Origin of the sequence: Kocuria sp. CCUG 69068, from assembly GCF_020833785.1 — a bacterium.
Taxonomy (GTDB): Bacteria; Actinomycetota; Actinomycetes; order Actinomycetales; family Micrococcaceae; genus Kocuria; species Kocuria rosea.
Genome location: NZ_PDDL01000009.1, coordinates 46363 through 73291, shown reverse-complemented (window position 1 = coordinate 73291; position 26929 = coordinate 46363). Strand labels below are relative to the sequence as shown.

At 72.7% G+C, this 26929-nt stretch carries 26 protein-coding genes; 9 read left to right on the top strand and 17 right to left on the bottom strand.

Translation table 11 applies throughout. From position 1 onward, the window contains the following. Window positions 1-81: 81 nt before the first annotated feature. Window positions 82-975, bottom strand: coding sequence for a fructosamine kinase family protein (locus tag CRM73_RS03400; protein ID WP_229586850.1), 894 nt, complete (start codon window positions 973-975; stop codon window positions 82-84). Window positions 976-1077: 102 nt separating this feature from the next. After that, complete coding sequence (locus tag CRM73_RS03395) at window positions 1078-3033, bottom strand: glycoside hydrolase family 15 protein (protein WP_017831780.1); 1956 nt, start codon at window positions 3031-3033, stop codon at window positions 1078-1080. Window positions 3034-3126: 93 nt separating this feature from the next. Here CRM73_RS03395 and CRM73_RS03390 point away from each other — a divergent pair, with 93 nt between their 5' ends. Next, on the top strand, window positions 3127-4482 hold the full coding sequence (locus CRM73_RS03390; RefSeq protein ID WP_229586849.1) for a glucose-6-phosphate dehydrogenase: 1356 nt from the start codon (window positions 3127-3129) through the stop codon (window positions 4480-4482). Window positions 4483-4558: 76 nt separating this feature from the next. On the opposite strand, the gene CRM73_RS03385 is transcribed toward CRM73_RS03390, so the two are convergent. Continuing rightward, window positions 4559-5467 (bottom strand): PIG-L deacetylase family protein, encoded by a 909-nt coding sequence (locus tag CRM73_RS03385; protein WP_017831778.1) that lies wholly within the window; start codon window positions 5465-5467, stop codon window positions 4559-4561. Between the two features lie 328 nt (window positions 5468-5795). Between CRM73_RS03385 and CRM73_RS03380 the strand changes: the two genes are divergently transcribed. Then, the gene (locus CRM73_RS03380; RefSeq protein ID WP_017831777.1) at window positions 5796-6017 is read left to right on the top strand and encodes a hypothetical protein; all 222 of its coding nucleotides are present in this window, start codon (window positions 5796-5798) and stop codon (window positions 6015-6017) included. A gap of 84 nt (window positions 6018-6101) precedes the next feature. On the opposite strand, the gene CRM73_RS03375 is transcribed toward CRM73_RS03380, so the two are convergent. Next, entirely contained in the window at window positions 6102-7601 is a 1500-nt protein-coding gene (locus tag CRM73_RS03375; protein ID WP_229586848.1) for an FAD-dependent oxidoreductase, read from the bottom strand. A gap of 152 nt (window positions 7602-7753) precedes the next feature. Between CRM73_RS03375 and CRM73_RS03370 the strand changes: the two genes are divergently transcribed. Continuing rightward, the gene (locus tag CRM73_RS03370; RefSeq protein ID WP_229586846.1) at window positions 7754-8821 is read left to right on the top strand and encodes a spore photoproduct lyase family protein; all 1068 of its coding nucleotides are present in this window, start codon (window positions 7754-7756) and stop codon (window positions 8819-8821) included. Between the two features lie 15 nt (window positions 8822-8836). Here CRM73_RS03370 and CRM73_RS03365 read toward each other — a convergent pair whose 3' ends face one another. From CRM73_RS03365 to CRM73_RS03340, 6 genes are all read right to left on the bottom strand, one after another. Beyond that, the gene (locus CRM73_RS03365) at window positions 8837-9187 is read right to left on the bottom strand and encodes a hypothetical protein (protein WP_035924242.1); all 351 of its coding nucleotides are present in this window, start codon (window positions 9185-9187) and stop codon (window positions 8837-8839) included. A 33-nt stretch (window positions 9188-9220) separates the two neighbouring features. Next, complete coding sequence (locus tag CRM73_RS03360) at window positions 9221-9736, bottom strand: methylated-DNA--[protein]-cysteine S-methyltransferase (protein ID WP_109221616.1); 516 nt, start codon at window positions 9734-9736, stop codon at window positions 9221-9223. 9 nt (window positions 9737-9745) lie between these two features. Continuing rightward, window positions 9746-10474: a hypothetical protein gene (locus tag CRM73_RS03355; RefSeq protein WP_035924247.1), complete on the bottom strand. Its 729-nt coding sequence runs from the start codon at window positions 10472-10474 to the stop codon at window positions 9746-9748. Window positions 10475-10505: 31 nt separating this feature from the next. Continuing rightward, on the bottom strand, window positions 10506-10757 hold the full coding sequence (locus CRM73_RS03350) for a DUF3253 domain-containing protein (RefSeq protein ID WP_017831771.1): 252 nt from the start codon (window positions 10755-10757) through the stop codon (window positions 10506-10508). Between the two features lie 61 nt (window positions 10758-10818). Next, window positions 10819-12453: an HNH endonuclease signature motif containing protein gene (locus CRM73_RS03345; protein ID WP_229586844.1), complete on the bottom strand. Its 1635-nt coding sequence runs from the start codon at window positions 12451-12453 to the stop codon at window positions 10819-10821. A 105-nt stretch (window positions 12454-12558) separates the two neighbouring features. Then, window positions 12559-13659: an alkene reductase gene (locus CRM73_RS03340; RefSeq protein WP_229586842.1), complete on the bottom strand. Its 1101-nt coding sequence runs from the start codon at window positions 13657-13659 to the stop codon at window positions 12559-12561. Between the two features lie 170 nt (window positions 13660-13829). Here CRM73_RS03340 and CRM73_RS03335 point away from each other — a divergent pair, with 170 nt between their 5' ends. Then, window positions 13830-14192: a rhodanese-like domain-containing protein gene (locus CRM73_RS03335; RefSeq protein WP_017831768.1), complete on the top strand. Its 363-nt coding sequence runs from the start codon at window positions 13830-13832 to the stop codon at window positions 14190-14192. Window positions 14193-14217: 25 nt separating this feature from the next. Here CRM73_RS03335 and CRM73_RS03330 read toward each other — a convergent pair whose 3' ends face one another. Further along, the gene (locus tag CRM73_RS03330; protein WP_229586841.1) at window positions 14218-15138 is read right to left on the bottom strand and encodes a helix-turn-helix domain-containing protein; all 921 of its coding nucleotides are present in this window, start codon (window positions 15136-15138) and stop codon (window positions 14218-14220) included. A gap of 73 nt (window positions 15139-15211) precedes the next feature. Between CRM73_RS03330 and CRM73_RS03325 the strand changes: the two genes are divergently transcribed. Then, window positions 15212-15736, top strand: a complete 525-nt coding sequence (locus CRM73_RS03325) for a glyoxalase/bleomycin resistance/extradiol dioxygenase family protein (RefSeq protein WP_017831766.1) — start codon at window positions 15212-15214, stop codon at window positions 15734-15736. A gap of 253 nt (window positions 15737-15989) precedes the next feature. Here the strand turns inward: CRM73_RS03325 and CRM73_RS03320 are convergent, their stop codons facing one another. From CRM73_RS03320 to CRM73_RS03295, 6 genes are all read right to left on the bottom strand, one after another. After that, window positions 15990-17714, bottom strand: a complete 1725-nt coding sequence (locus CRM73_RS03320; RefSeq protein ID WP_176337121.1) for an aryl-sulfate sulfotransferase — start codon at window positions 17712-17714, stop codon at window positions 15990-15992. 201 nt (window positions 17715-17915) lie between these two features. Continuing rightward, a complete protein-coding gene (locus CRM73_RS03315; RefSeq protein WP_126346755.1) occupies window positions 17916-18248 on the bottom strand; it encodes a protealysin inhibitor emfourin in 333 nt (110 codons plus the stop codon). Between the two features lie 76 nt (window positions 18249-18324). Next, window positions 18325-19695, bottom strand: coding sequence for a M4 family metallopeptidase (locus tag CRM73_RS03310; protein WP_017831763.1), 1371 nt, complete (start codon window positions 19693-19695; stop codon window positions 18325-18327). Between the two features lie 20 nt (window positions 19696-19715). Continuing rightward, window positions 19716-20135: a hypothetical protein gene (locus CRM73_RS03305; RefSeq protein ID WP_017831762.1), complete on the bottom strand. Its 420-nt coding sequence runs from the start codon at window positions 20133-20135 to the stop codon at window positions 19716-19718. A gap of 129 nt (window positions 20136-20264) precedes the next feature. Beyond that, on the bottom strand, window positions 20265-21089 hold the full coding sequence (locus CRM73_RS03300) for a PKD domain-containing protein (RefSeq protein WP_229586840.1): 825 nt from the start codon (window positions 21087-21089) through the stop codon (window positions 20265-20267). A gap of 271 nt (window positions 21090-21360) precedes the next feature. Further along, window positions 21361-21837 carry a DUF6318 family protein gene (locus tag CRM73_RS03295; RefSeq protein WP_229586839.1) on the bottom strand — a complete coding sequence of 159 codons (477 nt, stop codon included), beginning with the start codon at window positions 21835-21837 and terminating at the stop codon, window positions 21361-21363. 398 nt (window positions 21838-22235) lie between these two features. Between CRM73_RS03295 and CRM73_RS03290 the strand changes: the two genes are divergently transcribed. The 4 genes from CRM73_RS03290 to nadC are packed head-to-tail and all read left to right on the top strand — an operon-like array spanning window position 22236 to window position 26927. Further along, window positions 22236-22940, top strand: a complete 705-nt coding sequence (locus CRM73_RS03290; protein WP_109221608.1) for an NUDIX domain-containing protein — start codon at window positions 22236-22238, stop codon at window positions 22938-22940. Further along, the gene (gene nadA / locus CRM73_RS03285; RefSeq protein ID WP_229586838.1) at window positions 22937-24232 is read left to right on the top strand and encodes a quinolinate synthase NadA; all 1296 of its coding nucleotides are present in this window, start codon (window positions 22937-22939) and stop codon (window positions 24230-24232) included. The genes CRM73_RS03290 and nadA overlap by 4 nt, the downstream gene beginning before the upstream one ends. Beyond that, the gene (gene nadB, locus CRM73_RS03280; RefSeq protein ID WP_229586837.1) at window positions 24229-26010 is read left to right on the top strand and encodes an L-aspartate oxidase; all 1782 of its coding nucleotides are present in this window, start codon (window positions 24229-24231) and stop codon (window positions 26008-26010) included. The genes nadA and nadB overlap by 4 nt, the downstream gene beginning before the upstream one ends. Next, entirely contained in the window at window positions 26004-26927 is a 924-nt protein-coding gene (gene nadC / locus CRM73_RS03275) for a carboxylating nicotinate-nucleotide diphosphorylase (RefSeq protein ID WP_229586836.1), read from the top strand. The genes nadB and nadC overlap by 7 nt, the downstream gene beginning before the upstream one ends. Window positions 26928-26929 lie beyond the last annotated feature (2 nt).

The window sequence follows — 26929 nt, the reverse complement described above, 5'->3', positions numbered from 1 at the left end:
CCGGCCGGGCCGTGGGCGACCGGGCGGTGGGCGAGCAGCGCTGAGGACCCTGCTCCCGCCGCCGCTTCCCGGCGCGGCCGGTCAGCCGCGCAGCTGCCGGAGGGCCCGCACGGCCGCGTCCCCGTAGCCGCCGCCGAACCGGACGGCGTGCACCAGCAGCGGCGGCAACTGGTACCACGGCACCCGCTCCTGCCAGCCGGGCGCGAGCGGGTGCTCGGCGTCGTAGGCGGCCAGGCACTCCTCGCCGAAGCCGCCGAACAGCAGCATCATCGCGATGTCGACCTCGCGGTGGCCCCAGTGCGCCGACGGGTCGATCAGCCAGTTCCGGCCCCGGACGTCCACGAGCCGGTTCCCGGCCCACAGGTCGCCGTGCACCAGGGTGGGCGGCTCCGGCGGCCCCGCGAGCTCCTCGGCCCGCGGGGCGAGCTCCTCGAGCAGGTCCGCGGCGTGCGGGGCGATCCGGCCGGCCCCGAGGGCGTCCCGCAGCAGCGGGCGGATCCGCCGGTCGAGCAGGAACGCCGCCCAGTCCTGGGTCGGGGACAGGTCCACCGCGAAGGACCCGATCCGCCCGGGCAGCGCCGGGTCGAGCCCGCCGAAGGCCTTCCCCCGCACCCGGTGCAGCGCCGCGAGCCCGCGCCCGCACTCTACCTCGGTCCCGGACGGGCGCCGGCCCGGGGCCTCGTCGATCCGCTCGAGGACGATGCCGTCGTCCGTCCACCGCACGACCTCCGGCACCCCGAGGAGCTCCGGCACGTGCTCCCGCAGGGCATGCAGTCCGGCGACCTCCGCCGCCATCATCCCGGCGGGCGGGTCCGCCATGGTCTTCGCGAACAGGGGCCCCCGCGCCGTCTCCAGGCGGAAGGCCGCCGCGGTGTCGCCGCCGCCCAGCGGGGTGGCCCGTTCCACCCCGAGGCCGTCGAGGAGGTCGCCGGTGAGGTCGTGCGGCAGATCGGCCGCCCGGTCGAAGGTGCTCATGCTGTCCGTCCTGGTCGATGCGTCCTGCTCCGTGCCCGTGCTCCGCGGGGAGACCCTGCCGGCGTCATGCCGGCGTCCGGCCGGCGCCTCGCCGCGTCCCGCCTACGTCTGGAGCCGATCCGTGAGGTCCACGCCGGCCCGTGCCCGCACCACGGCGTCGACGGCGCGGATGAACCCGAGGTGGCTGAACGCCTGCGGGAAGTTCCCGGCGAGCCGCCCGCTGACGGGATCGAACTCCTCCGCGTACAGGCCGAGGTCGTTGGCGTAGCCCGCGAGCTGCTCCAGGAGCTCACCGGCGTCCTCCACCCGGCCGCTGCGCGCGTACTGCTCCACGAGCCAGAACGTGCAGATGAGGAACGGGTACTCGTCCCCCTCCAGACCGTCCAGGCCGGAGGCGGTCCGGTAGCGGTGCACCAGCCCGTGCGCCCCCCGCAGGTCCCGCTCGATCCGGGCCACGGTGCCGAGCATCCGCGGGTCGTCGTAGGCCACGAAGCCCGTGTGCGGCAGCTGCAGCAGCGAAGCGTCCACCTCGGTGTTGTCGTAGGTCTGCGTGAACGTGTTCAGCTCAGTGTCGAAGCCGTGCTCCAGGATCTCGGCGCACAGCCGGTCCCGCAGCTCACGCCACCGCTCCACCGGCCCGGAGAACCCGTGCTCCTCGACGGCGCGCACGCCCTGGTCGAAGGCCGCCCACATCATGGCGCGCCCGTGCACGAAGAACGCGGCGGACCCGCGCATCTCCCAGATCCCGTGGCCGGCCCGGTCGAAGTTGCGCTCGCAGAAGCGCAGCAGGTTCTTCTGCAGCCCCCAGGACCACCGGTCCTCCTCCACGCCGGCGTCCCGGAGGGCGGCGAGCGCGAGCATGACCTCCCCGACGACGTCCGACTGGAACTGGCCCACGGCGCCGTTGCCGATCCGCACCGGAGCCGAGCCCTCGTACCCGCCGAGGTGGCCCAGCTCGCTCTCGGGCAGCCGGCGCTCCCCCGCCAGGCCGTACATGATCTGGACCTGGTCGGGATCCCCGGCCACGGCCCGCAGCAGCCAGTTGCGCCAGAGCAGCGCGCCGTCGGTGAAGTCGTGGGCGACGAGCACCTCGATGGTCAGTGCCGCGTCCCGGAGCCACGTGTAGCGGTAGTCCCAGTTGCGGCTGCCCCCGAACTCCTCGGGCAGGGAGGTGGTGGGGGCCGCGACGATCCCGCCGGTCCCGCGGTGGGTGAGGGCCCGCAGCACGAGCAGCGAGCGCAGGACGGCCTGCTCGTGGCGCTTGTGGGTGCCCACGTGGGAGGACCACTCGGTCCAGAAGGACACCGCGCGGTCGAGGGCGTCGGCGGGGTCCACGGGGGTGGGCAGCCCGTGGTGGGACTCGTGCCAGGTCAGCACCCAGTCGAGGGACTCCCCGGCCGAGAGCCCGAAGCGCCCGCCGAGCCGGTCGGCCACGGCACCCTCGTCCTCGTCGAGGTCCCCGGGCTGCTCCGGGGCGGCGGCTGGGGCCGCGTCCGGGGCGGCGTCCTCGAGCGGCTCGACGCGGGGGAAGTCCTCGGGGTGCAGCATCGGCCCGGTCAGGAGCAGGGCGTCGGGGCCGGCGATGGAGAGCTGCCCGCAGGTGCCGTTGCCGTCGATGTCGACCCGCCGCGTCCAGGGCACGGCGCGCCCGTAGTCGAAGCGGATCCTCAGGTCGTGTTCCACCTCGACCGTCCCCGAGACGCACTCGACCCGCCGCACGAGGTCGGCGTGGTCGGGGTGGTCGTCGCCGGCGGCCGCCGGGGGCAGGAAGTCGGTCACCACGACGGTCCCGGTGGGGGTGCGCCACGTCGTCTCCAGCACGAAGGTGCGGGGCAGGTAGCGGCGCGACGTGACCACGCCGTCGACGGCGGAGAGCTTCCAGCGCCCGTCCTCGGGCGTGCCCAGCAGGGCCGCGAAGACCGACGGGGAGTCGAAGCGGGGGAAGCACAGCCAGTCGACGCTGCCGTCCCGGGACACGAGCGGCCCCGTGTGCAGGTCGGACAGGAGCGCGTAGTCCTCCAGAGGGGTGGACCGGGGCCGGTTCGCGTCGTCGTTCATCCGCCCATTCAACCAGCCGCGGCCGGGCGTCCGGTCGGCGCAGGCCAGGGGCACGCGAGGCGTCCGCCTGGGACCCCGGGGTACCGTGCTGGCATGACAAGCATCAGGACCCTGATCATCTTCGGCGCCACCGGCGACCTCACGTCCCGCCTGCTCCTGCCGGGCCTGGGCACGCTCCTGAGCTCGGCCCCGGAGCTGCGCATCGACGTGGTCGGCTCCTCGCGGGAACCCGCGGAGGACTGGGCACAGGTCGTGGCCGATGCCTTCGACTCCGTCGGCGCGAGCGGGCCCGCCGCCGCGCACACCCGGGAGACCGCCCGCTACGTGGCGGGCGACGTCACCGACGCCGGGGACCTCGAACGGCTGCTCGACGACGTCGAGGGCCCCGTCTGCCTGTACTTCGCCCTGCCTCCCGCGGTCACCGCGCAGGCGTGCGAGGTCATGGCCGGGCTGGACCTGCCGGAGGACCTGGTGCTGGCCCTCGAGAAGCCGATCGGCTCCGACACGCGGACCGCACGGGAGCTGAACCGGCTCGTGGGCCGGCTCGTCCCCGAGGAGCGGACCTTCCGGGTGGACCACTTCCTGGGCATGCCGGCGGTGCTCAACTTCGTGGGGCTGCGCTTCGCCAACCGGCTGCTGGAGCCGCTCATGAGCCGGGAGCACGTGGAGTCCGTGGAGATCGTCTTCGACGAGACCCTGGGCCTGGAGGGCCGCGCGGGCTTCTACGAGGCCACGGGAGCGCTGCGGGACATGATCCAGTCCCACCTGCTGCAGGTCATGGCCCTCGTCATGATGGAACCGCCCTCCTCCTTCGACCAGGTGGAGATCCCCACGCTGACCAGCCACGTCCTGCGGGCCACGAAGCTCTGGCAGGGCGACGCGGCGGGCGCCGCGACCCGGGGCCGCTACACCGCCGGCAGCGTGGACGGCCGTGAGCTGCCCGACTACACGGCCGAGGACGGCGTGGACCCGGAGCGCGGGACGGAGACGTTCGCGCAGGTGGTCCTCGAGGTCGACACGTGGCGCTGGAACGGCGTGCCCGTCACCCTGCGCTCGGGCAAGGCGATCGGCAACCCCCGCCAGGAGATCGCCATCACGTTCCGCCGCCCGCCGCACGACTACGAGCAGCTGCCCCGCTCCGGGGACGTCGCGCCGGACGTCCTGCGCATGGGCCTCGAGGAGGAGCAGCTGACCCTGGAGCTGAACGTGGGCGGGCCCTTCGACTCCCGGGGCATGACCCGGGTGACGCTCTCGTCCGGGATGGCCAGGCCGGGCCTGACGGCCTACGGCAGCGTGCTGCGGGGCGTCCTCGAGGGCGACCACACCTTCGGCGTCCGCGGGGACGCGGCGGAGCAGGGGTGGCGCATCGTCGACGAGGTGCTGGCCGCCTTCGAGGACGGCCGGGTCCCGCTGCTCGAGTACCCGGCCGGCAGCTCCGGCCCCGTCTGAGCGGCGGCGCCGGCCGGACCGTGGCCGGGGCGTCCGCGGGAACGCCCCGGCCGCCCGGCCCCTGGCACCCCGGGGACTAGAGGTCGCCGATCGCGGAGCCGAGCAGGCGGACCGGCTCGAAGGCCTCCGCGTTGGTGTTCTTGGCCTGCGCCCCGCGGAAGGCGGCCATCCCGCGCACCCGCCCGGGGGTCATGTAGGGCTTGCCGGCCTGGTCCCGGTGGGAGAGCACGGCCTCGACCTTGACGTCGACGTAGCCGTCGATGTCCACGAACACGGACGGGTCGAAGTCGCGGGTCACCGACGGGGACTCGAAGCACAGGATCGAGTGGTGGGCCCGGGCGGCGCGCAGGGTGGCCTGGTGCACCGCGTAGTGGTCCTGGTGCTGGTCGTGGGCCGAGTGGGTGAAGATCACGTCCGGCTCGAACTCCCGGATCGCGGCCTCGATGGCCCGGACCATGTCGTTGGTGACCGTCTCGAGCTTCGTGTCCGGGAACTCGTGCACCCGCAGACCCGTCAGCCCCAGGAACGAGGCGCCGCGCTGGGCCTCGGCCGGTCGCAGCCCGGCGTTGCCGCCGACCTCCCCGGAGCTCATCACCAGGCCGCGGACCTCGTGGCCGGTGTCGACCAGCTTGGCCAGGGTCGCCCCGCAGGCGAGCTCGAGGTCGTCCGGGTGCGCCCCCACGGCCAGCACCTTCCGGCGCTCGACCACGGTGGTGGCGGGGATCCGCCGCTCGGCGATGACGAAGCCGAAGACCCCGGTGGCGACCAGGGTGGCCACCGCGATCGCGTCGCAGACCAGGGTCACGGGCATGATCGTGGCGCACCACAGGTTGAGCACCAGCAGCACCGCGTACACGGCGACGATGGCCTGGCGCAGCGACCTGGCCCCGGCGATGAACCGCTTGTGCCGCGTGTAGGCGGCGTTCGACAGGACGTAGACGAGGACGACGGTGCTCAGCAGAGCACCCACGACGGATGGCAGCATTTTTTCCCCCCAGGAATGATCGGCCCGGCCCGGAAGCTCCTTCGCTCCGGGTCGATGACGCCACCGGCCCCCCGACCGGTTCGACGTCCACCCCGCCGCGGTGGTCACCACCGGGTCGGGTATGGATCAGTTTGCATGAGGAAACAGTTTTTTGCATCCGTTAATGGCCGTTCGGACGACCCCACATCCGCCCACATCGGCCGGCGACGCACCTGGCCAACTTTATAGTCAGCCTGCTTTCGTATTGCTCCGTTTCGTGTGAGACTGGGCGGACACCGCTCGAGGAGTTCACCGTTCACGGTGACCACCACAGGAAAGAGGTACGTCCATGATCAGCACGATCCAGAACCTTGGTGTCCGCAGCGAGCACGCCTACGCGGCGGGCTTCGCCTCCATCGGCCTGTCCGTCCTCTCCTGGGCGGCCAGCCTCGGCAAGAGCAAGTCCAAGCCCCAGGCCGACCGCTGGGGTCTGTTCGTGGGCGAGTGGACCCCGACCTTCTTCGCGATCGGCGTCGCGCTGAAGCTCGAGGAGACCTCCTCCAAGAAGTAGGTCCCCGGGACAGCGCGTCCCCGGACGCCGCGGCGGCCCCCACCCCTCTGCGGGTGGGGGCCGCCGCCGTGTCCGGGACCGGGCTCAGCGCCTGGCCCGAGGCAGGTCCTTCACGGCAGGGCCCTCGAGCAGGGAACCGTCGGCGGCGAAGCGGGAGCCGTGCAGGGGGCAGTCCCACGAGCGCTCGGCGTCGTTCCAGCGCAGCACGCCGCCGAGGTGCGTGCAGACGCCGGAGACCTTGCAGGTGGTGCCGTCGACGGTGGACACGCCCACGGGGCGGCCGTGCTCGCGTCCGACGACACCCTGCCCCTCCGCGGGCGTCCCGGCCGGCAGCTCCTTGAGCTCGGCCTTGAGCCAGTCCTTGGGCGCGTTGAGGCCGACCCCCGCGTTGACGCGCAGGGCGGTGAGGATGTCCGACGGCGAGGTCACGCGCCGGCCCAGCGTCTCGGCCCACGGCACGCTGCCGCCGAGGATCTCGGCGTTCAGCGCGATCGCGGCGGCGACGGCGTTGCTCATCCCCCACTTGTTGTAGCCGGTGGCGAGATAGATGTTGCCGCCGCCGCGGGGCAGGGTGCCGATGAAGGGGATGAGGTTGACCGACTCGTAGTCCTGGGCCGCCCACACGTGCGTGCGCTCGGCCCCCGGGAACCAGCGCTGCGTCCAGGACTCGAGGTCGTCCACGGCCGCCTGCGGGGAGGCGGACCGTCCCACCACGTGGTCGTTGCCGCCCACCAGGAGCAGCTCCTCCCCGCCGACCGGCACGGTGCGCAGCGTGCGGGTGGGGCTGTCCGCGGTGATGTACATGCCCTCCGGGACGGACCCCGGCGCCCCGGGGACCCGGTAGGTCAGGGCGTAGGAGCGGTTCGGGGAGAGCTTCGCGAAGTACCCGCCGCGGTCCAGGACCGGGGTGCCCGTGGCGAGCACGAGCCGGTCGGCCCGCACCGGGCCGTGCGAGGTCTGCACCGAGAGGGGTGAGCGGACACCGGCCCCGGTGATCCGGACCCCCTCCACGAGCGTGCCGCCGTGCTCCTTCAGCTCGGCGACGAGGGCGCCGAGCACCTCCATCGGGTGGAACTGGACCTGGTCCGGCATCGTGATGGCCCCGGAGACCTTGTAGGGGAGGCCGGTGTCCCGGGTCCAGTTCATGTGCAGCCCGGCGATGCGGGCGGCCTCGAGCTCCTTGCGCAGCGCGGAGGCGCCCTTCGAGGTCGTGGCGTAGGTGTAGGCGTCGCGGCGCTGGAACGGGACCCCGCGCTCCTCGAGGAACCGGACCAGCCAGTCCATCCCCTCGCGGTTCCCGTCCGCGTAGGCACGCAGCACCTCGTCCGACTGGTGCCGGTGGATCTGGGAGAGCGTGGTGCCCTGCAGCAGGGACAGCTTCGCCGTGGTGTTGCCCGTGGTGACGGCCCCGACGGAACGCGCCTCGAGCACGGCGACCCGCTGGCCCGCACGCGCCAGCAGCACCGCGGTGGTCAGCCCGGTCAGCCCGGCACCTGCGACCACCGTGTCGTAGTGCGCGCCGGGGACGAACCGGTCCGTCGCGGTGGACGGCACCTCGTACGTGTCGAGCCATACGGATCTCATGGAGGAACTCCCTCGTGGTCGCTGCTGCCGGAGTGGTCGTTGCGGTCGCACTTTGGTGCCATCCTGTCGGCCACCAGGTGCGAAGTCCACTGTCCGTTCCCGGGGAGGACTCCGCGAGCCCGCTGTCGGTGGCGGTTCCTAGACTCGTCCGCATGCCCCCGGAACCGTCCATGGTCGACATCACCCGCATCTACTACGAGCCGGCCGCCGCCGAGCTGCCCCGGGGGCGGCAGGTCCTCGAACGCTGGCCGGACGCCACCCTGGTGGAGGTCCCGAGCCACTGGCAGATCCCCGAGCTGCACGGGGACGAGACCAACGCGCGGCGGTGGGTGCGGATCAAGCGCGAGGCCCTGGTGCTGGGGGTCAAGAAGTCGCTGGCGGCGCGGCCCAACGGCCGGTCGGCGGACTTCATCGCGCCGTCCACGGCCAACGGGTGCGCCATGGCGTGCGCCTACTGCTACGTCCCGCGGCGGAAGGGCTACAGCAATCCGGTGACGGTCTTCGCCAACATCGAGCAGATCACCGGCTACCTGGACCGGCACATCGGCCGGCAGGGCCCCAAGCCGGAGCCCAACCAGTGCGACCCGGACGCGTGGGTCTACGACCTCGGGGAGAACAGCGACTGCTCGGTGGACGCCCTGCTCAGCGACAACGTGCAGGACCTCGTGGACCTGTTCCGCCGCCACCCCACGGCCAAGGCGTCCTTCGCCACGAAGTACGTCAACCGGGAGCTGCTGGACTGGGACCCGCAGGGACGGACCCGGGTGCGGTTCTCGCTGATGCCGGCGCACCTGGCCAAGCTCACGGACATCCGGACCACGCCGGTGCCGGAGCGGATCGCCGCCATCGACGACTTCGTGGCGGCCGGCTACGAGGTGCACGTGAACTTCTCGCCGGTGATCGTCACGGACACGTGGCTGGAGGACTGGGCCGAGCTCTTCGAGCAGCTCGACGACGGTCTCAGCGCGGCGGCCAAGGACCAGCTGGCCTCGGAGGTCATCTTCCTGACCCACAACGCCCAGCTCCACGAGGTCAACACGCAGTGGCACCCCAAGGCCGAGGAGGTGCTGTGGCGCCCGGATCTCCAGGAGACCAAGCGCTCCCAGAACGGGGCCCTCAACGTGCGGTACCGGTTCCGGGACAAGCAGCGGTACCTGGAGCAGTTCCTGGACCTGCTCCACGAGAAGCTGCCGTACTGCGACGTCCGCTACGCGTTCTGAGCCGGAGCCCGCGGGTCACGCCACCCGGGGGTCGTAGCCGTCCGACGGCCGGGAGACGGTGGTCAGCAGGAACACCGAGTCCTCCAGCGCCTCCACCGAGTGGCGGGAGTCGGTGAGGGACAGCAGCTCCCCGGCAGTGAGCTCCTCGGCGAGCTGACCGCGCTTGAGCACCCGGACCCGGCCGCGCAGCAGCTGGAGGGTGGCGGCGGGCGGGGAGACGTGCTCGGCGAGCTCCTTGCCGGCGCACAGCGCCATCATCGTCTGCCGCAGCACGCCGTCGTGGACCACGAGCTCCGCGCTGCGCCCGGCGCCGGAGGCACGCGCCCTGGTGAGATTGGCGGTGGCGAGGTCGTCGAGGCGGGTCATGGGTCCTCCTGGTGGCGCGTCAGCGGTGCGGGTTCAGAGCAGCGCGCCCTCGAGGCGCAGCAGGTACTCCTTGCGTTCCATGCCGCCGGCGTAGCCGGTGAGCCGCCCGTTGGCGCCGATGATCCGGTGGCACGGGACCAGCAGGCTGACGGGGTTGCGGCCGTTGGCCGCCCCGACCGCCTGGGCGGCCCGGGGTGCCCCGACGGCGCGGGCCACCTGCCCGTAGGTGCCGGTCGTGCCGTACGGGATCTGCGCGAGGGCGTTCCACACGCGCACCTGGAACGGCGTCCCGTGGAGGACGACGTCGGCGTCGAACTCCTGCAGCCGTCCCGCGAAGTACTCGCCGAGCTGCTCGCGGACGTGCGGGAGGAGGCTGTCGTCGCGCGCCCCGAAGGAGGTGGGGACCGGTCCCTGGCGTGCACCCTCGACGGAGAGGGCCACGAGCGCCCCCGCCTCCTCCACGAGAGCCAGCGGGCCGATGGGCGACTCCACCACGGCGTGACGCCGGACGGTCGCGGTGGTGGGCGCCGGGCTCAGTCTCAGTGCCATGGGCCGATTCTACGCCCGGCCCAGCGGCCTCCGCGGGGCGCGGGCCAGGGTGTAGGACGGTTCCCGCAGCCGGTAGGTCCACCCGTAGTTCTCGGCGCCCGTGGGGACGTTGAGCAGGGGGTCGAACCGTTCGTCGTCCCCGAACGGCGCGCCGGGACCGAGCTCGACCGTCCCGAAGCGCTGCCACGGCCCGAGCGGTGTGGCCCAGTGCAGACCGAGAACCCAGGGCTCGGCGGCGACCGACGCCCGGAAGAGGTCGGGGCGGGCCGGCAGGCGCTCCGTGCGCGGCTCGGGGTGGGCGGCGACCAGCACCGGGCCGCCGAGAGCCCGGTAGGGCATGAAGGAGGCGAATGCGCTGTCCGGCACGTGCCGGTGGAAGGTCGGGACGAAGCGGGAGAACCGCCCCTCGCCGGCGGTCGCGAGGAGGATGTCGGCCCGGCCGTCGCTGCGGCCCTCCATCTGCCCGGAGGGCGGAACGGGGCAGCGCAGGGCGAGGCCCAGGATGTCCGGCCACCCCTGCGGGAAGCCGATCGAGCGGGAGAAACGGGCCCGCACGGGATCCTCCCCGGCTTCGTCGATCCAGTGGATGCCACTGGTGCCGCCGCCCGTGCGGATCAGGACGCCCTCGAGCCCGACGCCCTCCGAGTGGATGGGCCGCTGGGGCCGGAACTGCTTGAGCAGGACGAACGGCGCCCGGGCGGCGGACCCGAGGAGGGCGCTGATGGGTGGGAACGTCATGACCCCCACGCTACCCGGGCGCGCGCCCTGCTCAGCGGAGTCGGACGCGGATCGGCCCGCGGGCTGTCCGGCCGTCGACCACGCGGCCCTGCTGGGTGATGTCCACGAGCCCGGCGTCGGCCATCCGGTACGCCTCCTGACGCACGTCCTCCATCAGGTCCCGCCAGCCCTCGGCGGCCAGAGCGCGGGCGGCCTCGGAAGGACACACGGTCTTCCCGGACCCGCGGCGGCGGACCAGGTCGAGCAGCACCGAGCGCACCTCGCTGGGCGACGGGGTGGTCACGGGCAGCTCCTCCGTCTCACCGAGTTCTAGGGTCCAGGGGCCGGGCCCCGCCTCCAGGATGTCAGAACGGCGGCGGGTCGTCGGCCGGACCAGGCCGAGGAGCGGCGCGCGGGGCACAGGGCGGAGCGGGGACCGCGAGGAAGTACGGTGCGCGCTCCGGGACCGGATGGTGGTGCTCCTGCGGATAGGTCCGGTGGACCTGCCCTGCAGGCGAGGTCCACTCCAGCACCCCGTGGTCGTGCAGTTCAGGGGCCGGGCGCTCGGGGGCCACGTGCTCCACCCGCCACCGGCCCAGCGGACCGTCCCGGTGCTTGAGCAGGTGGTGGTGCCGGCACAGGTGTGCGACGTTGTCCGCCGAGGTCCGGCCGCCGTCCGCCCAGGCGACGGTGTGGTCGAGGTCGCACCGCGACGCCCGGCGTCGACAGCCCGGGAAGCGGCACGTGCCGTCCCTGGCTCGCAGCCGGTGCTTGAGATCGGCGGGCACGGCATAGGTGCTGCGGTCCCGGTCCAGGACGGTCCCCGTGACGGGATGGGTGAGGATCCGTGACCAGGAGGGCGCGCGTGCCGCGATCCGCTCCGCGAGACCGACCGGGATGGGCCCGTAGCCCTCCAGCTCCGCACAGCGGGGAGTGCGCGGCAGGCCCTCGATGGAACCGGGGGGCAGCGTCCCGGCGTTCTCGAGGAGCGCGAGAGCGGGCACGGTGACCGTCACGTGCCCGCGGATGCCGCGAAGACGGTCGGACAGGTCGGCGGGCTCGCCGTCGAGCAGGAGGTCCGCCAGCACGTCGGCGCGCAGCTGGGGCACCGTGCGGCGCTCCGGAGCCCCGGCGGCGGGATCCGACGGTCCGCTGTCCGGGGCGCCCGCGGCGGACGACGCGGGCGACGCCGTGGCCAGGACCTGCGAGGGGAGGACCTCGGGCGGGACCGCGGGGACCGCCCGGTCGACCAGCGTGTTGAGGCGGTCCTGGATGGCGTGCGCGGTGGCCGCGTCCAGGAGGGCGCACAGCTGCGCCATGCCGTCCTCCCGGGGTTCGACCCACACGCGCCGGTCCCGCAGCGCCAGCCGGTGGCGCTGCTCCTCGGTCTCCCGCAGCAGACCTGCGCGGCGTCGGCGGGCGAGGGCGCGCAGCTGGGCCACGGTGCTGCCGGGGGCCCGGAGGAGCAGCTCGTCGACGATCCGCTGGACGGCCTGGACCGGCGCCCGCTGCTCCGGCGGGAGACCGGCGACGTCCCACACCAGCTCGCGCCACAGCTCGACGAGCACTCCCGCCTGCCGGAAGCCCACCTGGCCCTGCTCGAGCGCCTCGAGGACCTCGGGCAGGGACTCCGCAAGCAGCACGGCGTCCTCGACACGGCGCAGCGCGGTGCCCGCGGGGAGCCGGAGGGCCGGACCGATCTCATCGGCCACGTCCCGCACCGTCTGCTCAGCGGGCTCGAGGGAGTGCGGGCCCAGCCGGTCCGCCTCGGGGCGCATCCAGAGCGCCTCCACCATCCAGCGCTGCTCCCGGGCCTCCTCCTGCAGCTGCCAGAGCCGGTGGAGCAGCCGGTACTGGCGCCCCGCGGCCCGGGCCTCCGCGCGGGACTCCTCGACCAGGGCCCGCACGCCGGCGGAGAACTCCTCGCCGATCTCGGCCAGGTCCGTCTCCTCCCGGAGGGCGTCCTCCAGGCTTCGCGGCGGAACGGCGGTGGCGGCCATGGTTCATGGTCCCAGCCGGTTCCGACACGCTAAGACGTGACCCGGACCACCGTCGAGGGTCCCCGCGTCCCGCCCGGCAGGGCCGGGCGGGACGCGGGGAGTGGCTCAGGCCTGCGCGAACGGGTAGTCCGTGTAGCCCTCGGCGCTCTGCGTGTAGAAGGTCCGCGGGTCCGGCACGTTCTCCGGCAGACCCTCCGCCCAGCGCCGCACCAGGTCCGGGTTCGCGATCGCCGGGCGCCCGACGACGACGCCGTCCGCCACCCCCTCCTCGATCAGCTGCACGCTCTCCTCCCGGGTGGTCGGGACGTCGCTGAAGCCGCTGTTGGCCAGGAAGGCGCCGCCGAAGCGGGTGCGCAGCCCCTGGACGAACTCCCCCGCCGGCTCCTTGTGCAGCACGGAGAGGTAGGCGAGGCCGAGGTCCCCGATGCCGTCGACGAGAGCGGCGTACGTGGCCCGGACGTCCTCGTGGTCCGTCTCCCAGGCGTCCTGGATGTTGTGCTCGGGCGAGATCCGCAGACCGACCTTCTCCGCACCGACGGCCTCGGCCACGGCCCGGACCAGCTCGACCACGAAGCGGGCGCGGTTCTCGGGGGAGCCGCCGTACTCGTCGGTGCGCTGGTTGGCGCCCGGCGCGAGGAACTCGTGCAGCAGGTAGCCGTTCGCGCCGTGGATCTCCACACCGTCCAGGCCCGCCTCGATCGCGTTGCGAGAGGCCCGGACGAAGGACTCCACCACGCCCGGCAGCTCCTCGGCGGTCAGCGCGTGCGGCACGGGGTAGTCGGCCTTGCCCTGGTAGGTGTGCGTCTTCCCCTCGATCGCGAGAGCACTCGGGGCCACCGGCTGGGAGCCGCCGTTGATGTCCGGGTGCGTGACGCGCCCGGCGTGCATGACCTGCATGAACAGGCGGCCGTCGGCGGCGTGCACGCTCTCGGCCACCCGGCGCCAGCCCTCGACCTGCTCGGGCGTCGCGATGCCGGGCTGGTAGGCGAAGCCCTGCCCCACCACGTCCGGGTACGTGCCCTCGGTGACGATGAGGCCCATCGAGGCGCGCTGGGTGTAGTGCTCCACGTTGAGCTCGCCGGGGACGCCGTCCCGGCCGGAGCGCATCCGGGTGAGCGGCGCCATGACCAGGCGGTTCGGCAGCTCGAGGGAGCCGAGGGTGACGGGGGTGGTCAGGGTGGAGTGCGGCACGGGGAGGCCTTTCATCAGGGAACTGGTTCTTTCCGTGTCAACAGGAGATCCCCCGGAGTTATTTGCACTCCGGCTGTCTCGTTCCTCACAGCTGGTGGGAGATATACCCCCTGGGGTATAGTGGGCCTACGTGTCCTGCCCGGTGCGGCACGAACCTCTCGACCACCGCGAAGGAGAACTGAGCCATGGGCTTTCTCGGCCGACTCTTCGGCAGCACCTACGAGACCGTGGACGTGGCACGCGCCCGGGAGCTCCTGGACGGCGGGGCCGTGCTCGTCGACGTCCGCACCGCCCAGGAGTACCGCGCGGGTCATGCCCCGGCCGCCCGGCACATCCCGCTGGACGCCCTCGGCACCCGGCAGCGCGAGCTGTCCAAGGACCGGCCGGTGGTGACGGTCTGCCGATCCGGCGCCCGCTCGGCGAACGCCGCACGCCGGCTGGCCACGGCCGGCTACCAGGCGGCCAGCCTCCGCGGTGGCATGACGGCCTGGCAGCGCGCCGGCGAGCGCGTGGTGGCGAAGAACGGCCGCCCCGGCACGGTCGCCTGACCCACGCCCCGGGTCCCCGGACTCCTCATCCGCCCTCCCGGCCGGACCGGGCGCGGCCGTAGCCGCGCGGAGTGGCACCCAGCACCGACCGGAACTCCCGGGTGAGGTGGGACTGGTCCGCGAAGCCCAGCTCCGCGGCGAGCGCCCCGAGGTCCGCGGCCGGGTCCGCGCGCATCCGCTCGGCCGCCTCCTGGAGCCGACGACGACGGAGCAGCAGCTGGGGCGGCATCCCCACGAACCGGGCCGCGAGCCGCTGCAGCGAGCGCTCGGACACGTGCAGCTGCCGGGCCAGGCCGGCCGGGCTCCGCGCGACGGCCCCCGCCTCGAGGAGGTCGACCATGCGATTGGCCAGGGCGCCGTCCCGCGCCGCGGACGGGGGCACCCCCGCCGCCAGCGTCCGGACGTGGTCCGCGAGCAGGGACGCCGCCCGCAGATGCCGGCCGGCCGGATCGGCACCAGCGACAGCCCCCGCGGCGGCAGCGCGCAGCCCGGGCGCGCTGACGGACTCCGTTCCGCCGAGCGGATCCGCCGGACGCGCCCGCCGCCCGGCCGGGCCGACCCCCGCCATGGCCTCCGCGACGGCGGAGCGCAGCCCGGGCGCACTGACGGGCGCGGACCCGTCGAGCAGGTCCGCCGGGTGCTCCGTGAACAGCAGGACCCCCGCCGGGCGCAGCAGCGCGCCGACCGCCCAGCCCCGGCCCGTGAGCACCCGGGTGGACGCACGGCTCGTGGGCCCGTGCAGCGCCACCCCGTCCGGTTCGACCACCACGTTGCTCGCCGGATAGCCCAGCACCAGCTGCTCGGCCCGCTCCCCCGCCGGCAGGTCCCACTCGGGGATCCACAGCTGCCGGACGAGGTGGGCGACGTCGTCGGGCGCGGGCAGGCGCACGACCGTGGCGTGCGGTCCCGGGGTGAGGTGGCCCCGCGTGGTGGGCGGCTCGCTCATGGCACGAGCGTAACCACCCGAGGGTGGCGGGAATCTTCAAGACCGGCCGGCACCGGCTGCCTAGGCTCGGAGCATGAGCACAGAGCAGAACCTCCGTGGGGTCACCGGAGCACACACCACCGACGGGACGCCCCGGGGGTTCACGTCCCTGACCCCGTTCATCGCGGTGGTCGACGCGGCCGCGGCGCTCGACTTCTACACCCGCACCTTCGGGGCCGCCCTCGTCGACCGCACCGACATGCCCGGGCCGGACGGAACCCCCGTCGTCGTGCACGCGACCATCGATCTCGGCGACGGACGGCTCCAGCTGGGCGAGGTGAACCCCGACTTCCACCTCGTGGCCCCGCCCGCGGGCGACGACGACTGCTATTCGCTGGGCCTCTACGTCCCGGACGTCGATGACGTGGTGGCGCGTGCCGTCGCCGCCGGCGCCACCGTGCGCGAACCCGTCAGCACGTTCGTCTCCGGCGACCGCTACGGCAGCATCCGTGACCCGTTCGGCGTCCGCTGGTCGGTCATGACCCGGGTCGAGGACCTCTCCGAGGAGCAGAGCAGTGCCCGGGTCGCCGAGTGGGCGGAGTCCATGGGGCAGGAATGAGGCGTCGCGGAGGGTCCGGGCCCCGCGCGCGAACTCCTCGGACGCGCACGGGGTCCGGCCTCCGGGACGGGTCCCGGTCGCGGCTCTCCAACCCTCGACCGGGACCGTCAGCTTCTCCCTGTGTCCCGGGGATGCCCCCTCGCGCTGCTCAGCCAACCACCTCCTGCTGAACACGAGCTGAAGCAGGCTTCCTGGGCGGTGGCTCGGTGGTGCCGGTGGTGCCGTCCGTGTCCGCCGGCGCGAGCGCGCCGGCTCAGGGCGCGGCGAACCAGAAGTCGTCGAACCCGTACTTCAGCACCCGATAGGCGAAGTCGTCCTCGGTCGTCCCCGCGAGGGCGTAGTCGAAGCGGGCGATGACCTGGCGCTGAGCGTCGTACTCGGCGAACGTCAGGGCCTGGCCGCTGTTGACCACCAGCGGACCGCCGAGGTCCTGCACGTTGCTGACGATCGCGGAGTAGGGCACGGGGACGGTCTCGACCTCGCTGTAGGTCCCGGCGTTCTCGTCGACGAGGTACTTCCGGTACTCCGAGCGGAGGGAGGGGTCCGCCGTGGGCACCGGGGAAGTCCCGACGGGCACAGGGGCCGTGTAGTCCGGACGGCTTCTCATGCTCCAGAACGAGTTGTCGAACATCGTGAGGTAGTACTGGCCGTCCGCCAGCGCCGCGTCGTCGTGGCGCACCACCGAGTGCTGCCCACCGGTGTCGGGGAAGTCCCCCGTCTTCTCGAGGAGCAGGTCCTCGGCCCCGGTGCCGGCCCAGACCTCGCGCTGGCCGATGATGTAGTCGGCCGTGGGGTTCCCGTGGACGTCGTCGACCTTCAGGATCGCGGAGTTCTCGCGCGCGCTGACGATCACGGAGTCGCCGTCCGGGGACCAGTCGACCGAGTTCAGGTGCAGCCAGTCGTCCACCTCGCCCGGACCGTAGAACCCCGGGCCGTAGGGCTGGGTGCGGGACTTGTAATCGGCGAGGAGCTCCGTGAAGTCGACCGTCTTCTCGTAGGTCCCGGTCTCGAGGTCCAGGGACACCAGGACGTCCTCCACACTGCCCTTGGCGGTCTCCGTCGCCAGGATCACGAGCTTGCCGTCGTCGGTGACGTCGAAGTCGTGGTGCATCTCGAAGCCCGCCAGGACGTGCGTGGCCACGACCCGGCCCAGGCCGTCGATCCGGGCGACCTTGTCCGTCCCGACGGTGGTCACCATGGTGTCGCCGTAGAACTCCAGCCGGTCCGTGCGGTAGCCGTCGAGGTCGAACTCGGCGCGCAGCACCCCCGCGTTGTCGTAGAGCAGGGTGTAGTCGATGTGGCGCCTCAGCCCCATGACCGCGAACAGCCCGTCGGTGAGCTCCTCGGCGTTCCCCACCACGGTCCGGTCGAGGGTCGTGCGGTCGCCCGACGCGCTCGGCGGAGCGGTCATGGTGAACGAGAACTCCGTGGGCCCGCCGTCGTCGGGCTGCCAGGTGGTGGTCACGGTGTTCTCGGCGCCCGGGACCACCCCGATGAGCTGCCCCTCGAACGACGCGGCGCTCGGGTCGTGGTCCTTGGCGACGCGCGTGAAGTCCTCGGTGCCGGGAGAGCTGACGGTGTACGTCAGGGTGCCGCTGCCCTCGGTCTCGAACTGGGCGTGCACGCCGGTGGTGTTGGTGCCGAAGGGGTTGAGGACGAGCAGAGGAGCCTCGGGAGAGGAGCCCAGGGACTTCAGGTCGTCCAGCGCGGCGTCGACCACCTCCTGCACGTCCGGGGCGAAGCTGTCGCGCTCCTCGGGAACTCCGTTGCGGGTGACCGAGACGGTGTAGACGTTCGTGTCCGCCTCCGGGTAGGTCTCGGCCGTGGCCGCCACCTGCTCGGCGGCAGGCACCACGGGAGGAGCACCGGGCTGCTGCAGCACCCGCGGAGGCCCGACCGCGAGGGCCGGGCCCCCCGACACGACCAGAGCGGCCGCCGTGAGCAGGGTGACGGAACGAGCACGCGATCGGTGGGACATCTGGGACTCCTGGCGGTGGGCGCGGCGGTGAAGTCCGGCCGATTGTAGCCACGCAAGACCCCTCTGATAAGGGGCGATGTCTTTGCGGGGGCTAACGCCGCACCCCAGGCGCATGTCGGCGACGGGAATGTCCCCGGATGACCTCCGGGCGGTCCGGCGATCCGTGCCGTGCCGTCCTGCGGGTGCCGCTCCGGGTCCGCCTCACTGACCCCCGCCCGGCTCGCACCGGTCGGCGCAGTCGCGCAGCCGCGCCACGAGCTCCTGCGCCGCCGGGTCCTGGTCGAACTCGCTCACCACGAGGCGCCGGACGCCGGAGCTCTCCTGGACCTCGATCACGTAGGACTGCTGGTCGGCCGCTCCCTGACGGGTCGTCGGGGCGGTCGATCCCAGCCGGTGCGCCAGGACGGTCTCGAAGAGGTCGAGGAGCGCGTCCTGCTGCGCCCGGGGCAGGGACTCGGTCTCGAAGCTCCGCTCCACGGCCAGGCCGGGGAAGTACGCGAGGCCTCCCTCGAGGCGGTAGCTGACTCTCGCCATGGACGGCACCGTCCCTCCGTCGGACGCGGATGGCCAAGACCGGGCCCGCGCGGGGACCGGCGGGGCCGGTGAGGAATCAGTTCCCGACTATACCCGCGGCGCCCTTCCGGGTCAGGCGCCAGCACCCGTCCGCTCCGTCGAACGTGGTCATGGCGCCCGTGGCGACGTCGCCCACCAGGGTGCCGGCGTACCGGGCCGCACCGGCGTCGAAGGACAGGAGCAGGGTGCCGTCCTGCTGGTGCCACTGGCCGGACAGCTCTCCGGTGAACGAGCCGTTGTCGTGGAAGGTCAGATGCACCCGCGCGGAGGAGTCCGTGCAGCCCCAGCTGTACTGGAGCACCCACTCGTCCGCGAGGGCGCCCACGGACCGGGTCGCCTCGGGCGCAACCCCCACCTGCTGCCAGGCGTCCGCCACCACGGCCTGCTCCGCGGGTCCGAACAGGGCGGCGGCGTGCTCGATCGTGAGGCCCGCGAAGTCCTTGAACTGCGCGACCCACCGCAGGCGCCGCAGCTCGGGATCACGCATCGCGGCGTACCAGATCCGGCCGGCCCTGTCCCAGCTGTGGCCGCCCAGTCCGGTCGCCGCGAGGCAGAACGCCCGGTTCGGGATGCCGGAGTTGATGTGCACCCCGCCGTTGTCGTCCAGGGTGTGCACGAAGCGGGACATGTGGTCCGGCTGCGGGTCCTTGCCGAGCACGTCGTCGTCGAACGCGGTGCCGGGTGCCTTCATCGAGCGGAGGCCCACCCCGTTGACGGCGCTCGTGAACAGGCCTGCACCGATGATCCAGTCGGCGTCCGCCGCCGTCTGGCGGGGAACGGCCACGTACTGCTTGACCATGGCCCCGATGACGTCGGAGAAGTGCTCGTTGAGCGCCCCGGACTGGTACATGTACAGCAGGTCTGACTCGTGCGTGGTGATGCCGTGCGCGAGCTCGTGCCCGATGACGTCCACGGCGGCGGTGAAGCGGTTGAAGTACTGGCCGTCGCCGTCCCCGAAGATCATCTGCCGGCCGTCCCACGCCGCGTTGTTGTACTTCTCCTGGTAGTGCACCGTGCCGAGCAGGGGCATGCCGGCGTCGTCGAGGGAGTTGCGCCCGAAGACCTCCTGCAGGAGGTCGAACGTGGAGCCCAGCCCGTCGTACGCCTCGTCCACGGCGGGGTCCCCGCTGGCGGGGGCTCCCTCCGAGCGCACGAGCGTCCCCGGGAGCTCCGCGGTGTTGCCGGCCGAGTGGATCTTCCGCTCCCTGTGGGCGGTCGCCTGCGCCGCGACGGACCGCGCAGTGAGGTCCGCGATCAGCCGTTCCGCCCGGACCGTGGTGTCCACGGCCAGTGCGGCCAGGGCGTTCCTGCGGGTCTGCTCGTCCCCGTGCACCGCCATCTGCTCGTGCACGTACGGCGGGATCACCCCGCAGAACGTTCCGTGCCGGTGTCCGTGGTCCGTGGTCATCGCTTCCCCACCCCTCCGCATCAGATCCGGTTGCCCGCGGCGTCCAGCTCACCGGGCGCCGTCCCCGGGCCGTCCGGCGCACCGGGCGCCGTCCCCGCGGAGTCCAGCCTCCGCCCGGCGACGTCCGCCGGCTGCCCGGCGCTGCTGTCCGCGGATCCCGGCCCGCCGGCGGATCCCTGCCTGGCCAGGTACCAGCAGCCGCCCGGCGAGCCGTCGAAGGAGGACATCGCTCCTGCTCCCGCGGTGCCGGTGACCGTGCCGCCGTACTGCGCGGGACCGTCGGCGAAGCGGAGCAGCAGGGTGCCGTCCTGCTGCCGCCAGGCGCCGGAGAACCCCCCGCCCGAGAAGGTGCCGTCCGGGTCGAACACGAGGCCCACCCTGCCGTAGTCGTCGGTGCAGCCCCAGCTGAAGTGGAGCACCCACGGACCGGAGATCGTCACTGTTCCGCCCCTTTCCTCGCCCGGCGCACGAGCACCGGCGGGACCGCTGACCGGGTGCTCCGGGAGCCGGAGAACCATGTGCAGCGATCATCCCACCAGGATCCGACGGCGTACCGGCCGGCGCGGAAATCAGCAGCCGGTGCCCTGCGGGTTCTCGAGGCAGTCGTCCGCGTAGTTGCGCACCGTGGAGCGCCAGACGCTGATCGGCACGGGCGCGCTCGCGACGTCGTTGAGCCCCGCCACGGGCAGCCATGGTCCACCCGCCACGGAGTACTCGCCGGAGAACCAGGTGGTGAGCGAGACGGCGTAGTCACCCGTCTCCGTGTAGACGTGACTGGTGTCGGTCTCCACGTCCCACGCCCCCTCCGCGAGCGGGGCGCCGCTGAGCTCGGTCGGCCCGAGCGCGGTCCCGTCGCCGTAGTCCCATGCGTACTGGACCGGCACGGCGCGCACCTCGACCGGGAAGCCACCCAGCTCGGTGCTGAACTGCTGGGGCCGGGCCTCCGCCCAGACGTTGGTGTGCATGCCCCGCAGCGTGTCGGGCGCGGGCTGGACAGCACTGGCCGCGGGCGCGACGGCGAGCGTCCTGAAGTCCTGCAGGGTGAAGGTCGGCAGCTCCACGACCTCCTCGCCGCCCTCCGCCTCGGCGACCGCCACGCACATCGGCTCGCCCCACGGCGTGCTGGGCCCCTCCCCCTGCCGGACGACGACGTTCATGTAGACGCCCTCCCCACCGTCGGCAGTGGTGCAGTCCCGCTCCGCCAGGCAGTCCTCGAGGATGTCACCCGTCCGGTTGGTGCACGGGTTCTGCAGGCCGAACGTCTGCTGCTTCGACTGCGCGATGGTGTCCGGGTTGAACGGCCGGTCGACGCCCTGGTCGCTCAGGTACTGGCGGAGCGCCTTCTGGAAAGCGGGGTCCTCGTCCGGGTCGTAGTCGACCGGTTGCGCACCCACGGCAACTGAACCTTGTTGGTGGTCATTGCCGACCACAATCGGCGGCCTCTCATCGAGCCGGACCTCCAGTTTCATCTTGTCCCCGTCTGCCACAGCAGTCGTCGACTTCGAGATATCGGCATTGCGCTGACCATGCATGGAATACCCACTCTTGAGCCGAGTTGCCTTATCCGCCCAACCATCTTCTTCACCGAGGGCTCCGACAGTTGCCGATTGAAAAAAGAGGAGAACTAGAACAAAGATTCCGAGGATCTTGTTTTTGTCCATTGAATTATCCTGTGCCCGGCATGTTTGCAGCGGTTATATATATCCATAGCCCCTGCGAATAATCCAAGTAAACAGGGAATGGGTCTCCTCGACCAGTGCGCGGGAAGGCTTCGTATGTGACTTCTCCGCCCTCAACCAGCTTCAGCCCCTCGGCGCTGGTTAGTACAATCGGCTTATAGATCCCGTCGGAGGAACGTTCAATATTTGCATCCTGTATTAGAGGGGTCTCTCGACCACCAATGAACCAAGCGCCATCGGCGTACACATCTTCCACAAATTTTAATTGCTCCATGCACACATCGCAGGCGTCGCTGACAACTTCGCGTGCGTATTTTGCCTCACCGGTTTGATGGGCGTACCACATGGCGTCGGACCAGTAGTCGAGGAAGGCCTGCGCCCCGTCCCGGGACTCCTCCTTCGCCAGGTCCGGCATGACGGGCTTCGGCACGTTCTGCGCGGGCCCGTCGAGCGAGGCCGGCACGTAGTCGGCGGGAGTGGCGTCCGGACCAGGCTCCGATGAGCTCGCCGCAGCCGATGAGGCAGTGCTGGAAGGGGACGCCGCGGCGCCGTCGTCGTCGGGACCGCATCCCGTGAGGAGCAGTGCCGCCAGGGCGACGCCCCCGACCACTGTGCCGACTGGGCTGGACCGCACCATGAAGTTCCCCGCTTCGCTCTGCCACGGCCGGACGGGCCGTCTGGATGGGTCAGATGGTAAGCGCCCCCCACTGTGCGGGAGCAACCCCTGTGGACACGCCGAAACTCGCGTTTTCATGGGGCCTGGTCAGCGGCACCATGGTCACGACTTCGTTAATGTCACTCCGACTCGAACAGTGTTATAGTCGCTGCAACCAGAAGGCACTGGACGTGAGGGAGGTGACGATGACCGCGCAGAACGTGGAACTGGCGGTGTCGACCGTCATCTTCGCCGCCCGCGACACCGGCCCCGACGGCGGCAAGGAACTCTGGCTGCCCCTCGTCCGCCGCATCCGCGACCCCTTCCGGGGGATGTGGGCCCTGCCCGGCGGACCACTCCAGCCGCACGAGGACCTCGAGGCCTCCGCCGCCCGGTCCCTGCAGCTCACCACCGGCCTGCAGCCCGGCTACCTCGAGCAGCTCTACGCCTTCGGCGGCCTGACCCGCTCGGCGAACGCCGAGGAGCGCGTCGTCTCGATCGTCTACTGGGCCTCGATCCGCACCGACCAGACCTCCGACCTGCACGCCGACCTCAACGTCACGTGGATGCGCACCTCCGAGCTGCCGCCGCTGGCGTTCGACCACAGCGACATCGTGGACTACGCCCTCTACCGGCTGCGCAACAAGATCACCTACAGCCGCGTGGCCCACTCCTTCCTCGGCGAGACCTTCACCCTCGCCGCCCTGCGTGAGGTGCACGAGGCGATCCTCGGCACCCCCCTGGACCCGGCCAACTTCCGGCGCCAGGTGCTCGCGTCCGGCGCCGTCCTCGACACCGGCACCCGCCTGGAGGGCACGCGTCATCGCCCGCCCCGGCTCTACCGCTACAACCACGACCTCGACCTCGCCGACCGCACCCCGGCCGGCCGCAGCACCCAGGAGCAGACATGACCTCCGTCGCCACCCGCATCGACCTGCTGACCGGGAAGCCGGCCGGCCTGCCGGGAACCGCCCCGGCCCCGAGCACCTGCAGCACCGACCTCTCCGCGAACCCCTGGGACTTCGCACCCGCCGTCTCCGCCGGCTACGGCCCCGGGGCCTCCGAGGACGACGTGGTGCCCGCCGGCGCCCCCGCCCAGCCCGTGATCCCCGAGGAGTACCAGCACGCCTCCGCCGAGGAGCTCGACCGGCGGATCACCGCCGCCAAGCAGACCCTCGGCGAGCGCGTGGTGGTGCTCGGGCACTTCTACCAGCGGGACGAGATCGTCAAGCACGCCGACTTCCTCGGCGACTCGTTCCAGCTGGCCCGCGCCGCCAGGAGCAAGCCGGAGGCCGAGGCGATCGTGTTCTGCGGCGTGCACTTCATGGCCGAGACCGCCGACATCCTCTCCGGCGAGCACCAGTCCGTGATCCTGCCCAACCTCGCCGCCGGCTGCTCCATGGCGGACATGGCCGACGAGGACTCCGTCGAGGAGGCCTGGGAGCAGCTCATGGACATCCTCGGGGAGACCGACGACGACGGCCGGCAGACCGTGGTCCCCGTGACGTACATGAACTCCTCCGCGGCGCTCAAGGCGTTCTGCGGCCGGCACGGCGGCATCGTGTGCACCTCCTCCAACGCCGCGACCGTCCTGGAGTGGGCCTTCGAGCGCGGTCGGCGGGTGCTGTTCTTCCCGGACCAGCACCTGGGCCGCAACACCGCCAAGGCCATGGGGATCCCGCTCGAGCGAATGCCGATGTGGAACCCCCACAAGGACCTCGGCGGGAACACCGCGCAGGACCTGCAGGATGCCGAGGTGATCCTCTGGCACGGCTTCTGCTCCGTGCACCGCCGCTTCACCGTGGCCCAGATCGACAAGGCCCGCGCCGAGCACCCCGGCGTGCGGGTGATCGTGCACCCCGAGTGCCCCATGCCCGTGGTCGACGCCGCCGACGAGAACGGCTCCACCGACTACATCCGCAAGGCAATCGACGCCGCCGGGCCCGGCAGCACCTTCGCGATCGGCACCGAGATCAACATGGTCAACCGGCTCGCCGACCAGCACCCCGAGCACACGATCTTCTGCCTGGACCCGGTGATCTGCCCGTGCTCCACGATGTACCGGATCCACCCCGGCTACCTCGCGTGGGTGCTCGAGGAGCTCGTGGCCGGGCGCGTGATCAACCGGATCTCCGTGGACGCCGCGACCGCCCGGGACGCCGAGGTGGCGCTCGAGCGGATGCTGGCGGCGCTGCCGCGGTGAGCACGCACCCGGCACCGCGCGTGCTCGTGGTGGGCAGCGGCATCGCCGGCCTCACCGCGGCCCTGCGCGCCGCGGGCCACGGTCTCGACGTGACGCTGCTGAGCAAGGACGCCCTGGACGAGACCGGCACGGCCCGCGCGCAGGGCGGGATCGCGGCCATGACGGCCGCGCTCCCGGCCGGCCAGCCCCGCGACTCCGAGGAGCTGCACGTCCAGGACACCCTCGCCGCGGGGGCGGGGACGTGCGACGACGACGCCGTGCGCGTCCTCGTGCGCGACTCGGCGGCCGCGATCGACGAGCTCGTGGCGCGCGGTGTGGCCCTCGACCGCGCGGCCGGACCGGACTCCCCCTGGCTCGAGGGTCTCGAGGGCGCCCACTCCGTGCCCCGGATCCTGCACGCCGGCGGCGACGCGACCGGCCGCGAGATCCAGCGCGCCCTCCTCGCCGCCGCGCTGGCGGCCGAGACCGCGGGGCGCCTGACGGTCCTGCGGCGCACCATGCTGGTCGACGTCGTGCTCGCCCCCGACGGCCGCGCGGCCGGGGCCCTCGTCCTGGCGGGTCCCGGGGACCGGCTCCACGAACTGGCCGCGGACGCCGTGGTGCTCGCGACCGGCGGGGCCGGACAGCTCTACCCCCACACCACCAATCCGGCCGTGGCCACCGGTGACGGCATCGCCGCGGCCCTGCGGGCGGGCGCCGCCGTGGCGGACCTGGAGTTCGTGCAGTTCCACCCGACCGCCCTCGCCGCCCCGGGCTGCTTCCTGGTCTCCGAGGCCGTCCGCGGGGAGGGCGCGGTGCTGCGGGACAGCACGGGCCGGCGCTACCTCGAGGACGTGCACCCGCGCGCGGAGCTAGCCCCCCGCGACGTGGTGGCCCGCGAGAACGTCCGCCGGTCCCTGGCCCAGGGCGGCCGGCCGGTCCTGCTCGACTGCACCGCGCTGAGGCCGTCCGGCCCGCACGGAGGCGGCACGACCGCCGAGTTCCTCGCCCGGCGCTTCCCCACGATCGACGCCGCCCTGCGGGCCCACGGCCTCGACTGGTCCCGCGAACCGGTCCCGGTCACCCCGGCGGCCCACTACCTGATGGGCGGCGTCGCCACCGACGGCCTCGGCCGCACCACCGTCCCGGGGCTCTACGCCGTGGGCGAGTGCGCAGCCACGGGCGTGCACGGCGCCAACCGGCTGGCCTCCAACTCGCTGCTGGAGGGCGCCGTCTTCGGGGCCCGCGTGGCCGACGCACTGCAGGCGAACTCGCTGCGCACGGACGCGCCGGGAACCGGCCGAGCGGCCGACGACGCCCCGGCGCGCCTCGCCCTGCCCGACCCCGCCGAGATCCTGCCGGCGGCCGGTCGTTCCGGGATCGCGGCCGCCCGGTCCCGGAGCACTGTGTCCTTCGACAGGGACGCCGTGCCGTTCGACCGCGGGCAGTTCCAGGACGCCATGTGGGCGGGCGCCGGTGTCCTGCGCGACCGTTCGCGGCTCGAGGCACTGGCCCGGCGGCTGGCCGGCTTCCGCCCGTCCGCCGGTCTCTCCCGCCGTGCAGTGGAGGACCAGAACCTGCTGACCGTGGGACGCGCCGTGACCGCCGCTGCCCTGCACCGCACCGAGTCCCGGGGCGCCCACTTCCGGGAGGACTTCCCGGCACCCGATCCCGCCCGCGCGCGACGCACGTTCTGGCGCCTGGACTCCGCCCCGGATGAGGCCACTGTCCCGGCCCTGATCGGGACACATACTTCCATCGACATGTTCGACCTACCGGAGAGGATCCCCGCATGCTGACCCGAGCCGCCATCACCGAGGTCGTGGAGCGGGGGCTCGCCGAGGACGCGCCCTGGGGCGACATCACCTCCGAGCACCTCATCCCCGCCGGCACCACCGCCCGGGCCGAGCTCGTGGCGCGCGAGGCCGGCGTCTTCTCCGGCGGGCAGGTCTTCGCCGCGACGTTCGCCGCCGCGGACCCCGCGGTGGCCGTCGAGCTGGTCTCCGCCGAGGGCGACCGCTTCGAGGCCGGGGACACCCTGGCCGTGGTGACCGGTCCCGCCCGGGCCGTGCTGACCGGCGAGCGCGTGGCCCTGAACCTGACCCAGCGGATGTGCGGGATCGCCACCCTGACCGCCCGCTACGTCGCCGCCGTCGAGGAGACGGTCGCCCGCGTGGAGCAGGCCGCGAACCTCCCGTCCGGCACGATCACCCGCACCCGAGTGGCCGACACCCGCAAGACCACCCCGGGGCTGCGGGCGCTCGAGAAGCACGCCGTGCTCAGCGGCGGCGGGCACAACCACCGGCACTCCCTCTCGGACGCCGTGATGGCCAAGGACAACCACCTGGCCCTGCTCACGGCCGACGGCACCGATCTGACCGGCGCCCTGCGGAAGCTGCGCCGTCGTCTCCCCCACACGGTGCACCTCGAGGTGGAGGTGGACCGGCTCGACCAGATCGAGGCGGTCCTGGCCGGCGGCGCGGACACGATCCTGCTCGACAACTTCTCGCTGGACGACCTCGTGAGCGGCGTGGCGATCATCGACGGCCGGGCGACCGTCGAGGCCTCCGGCGGCGTGAGCCTGGAGACCGTCGGGGACATCGCGGCCACCGGGGTGGACGTCATCTCGGTGGGCGCGCTCACCCACTCCGCCCGCAACCTGGACCTGGGCCTCGACATCGGGCTCGGCAGCGGCCACGGCACCGGGACGGGATGACG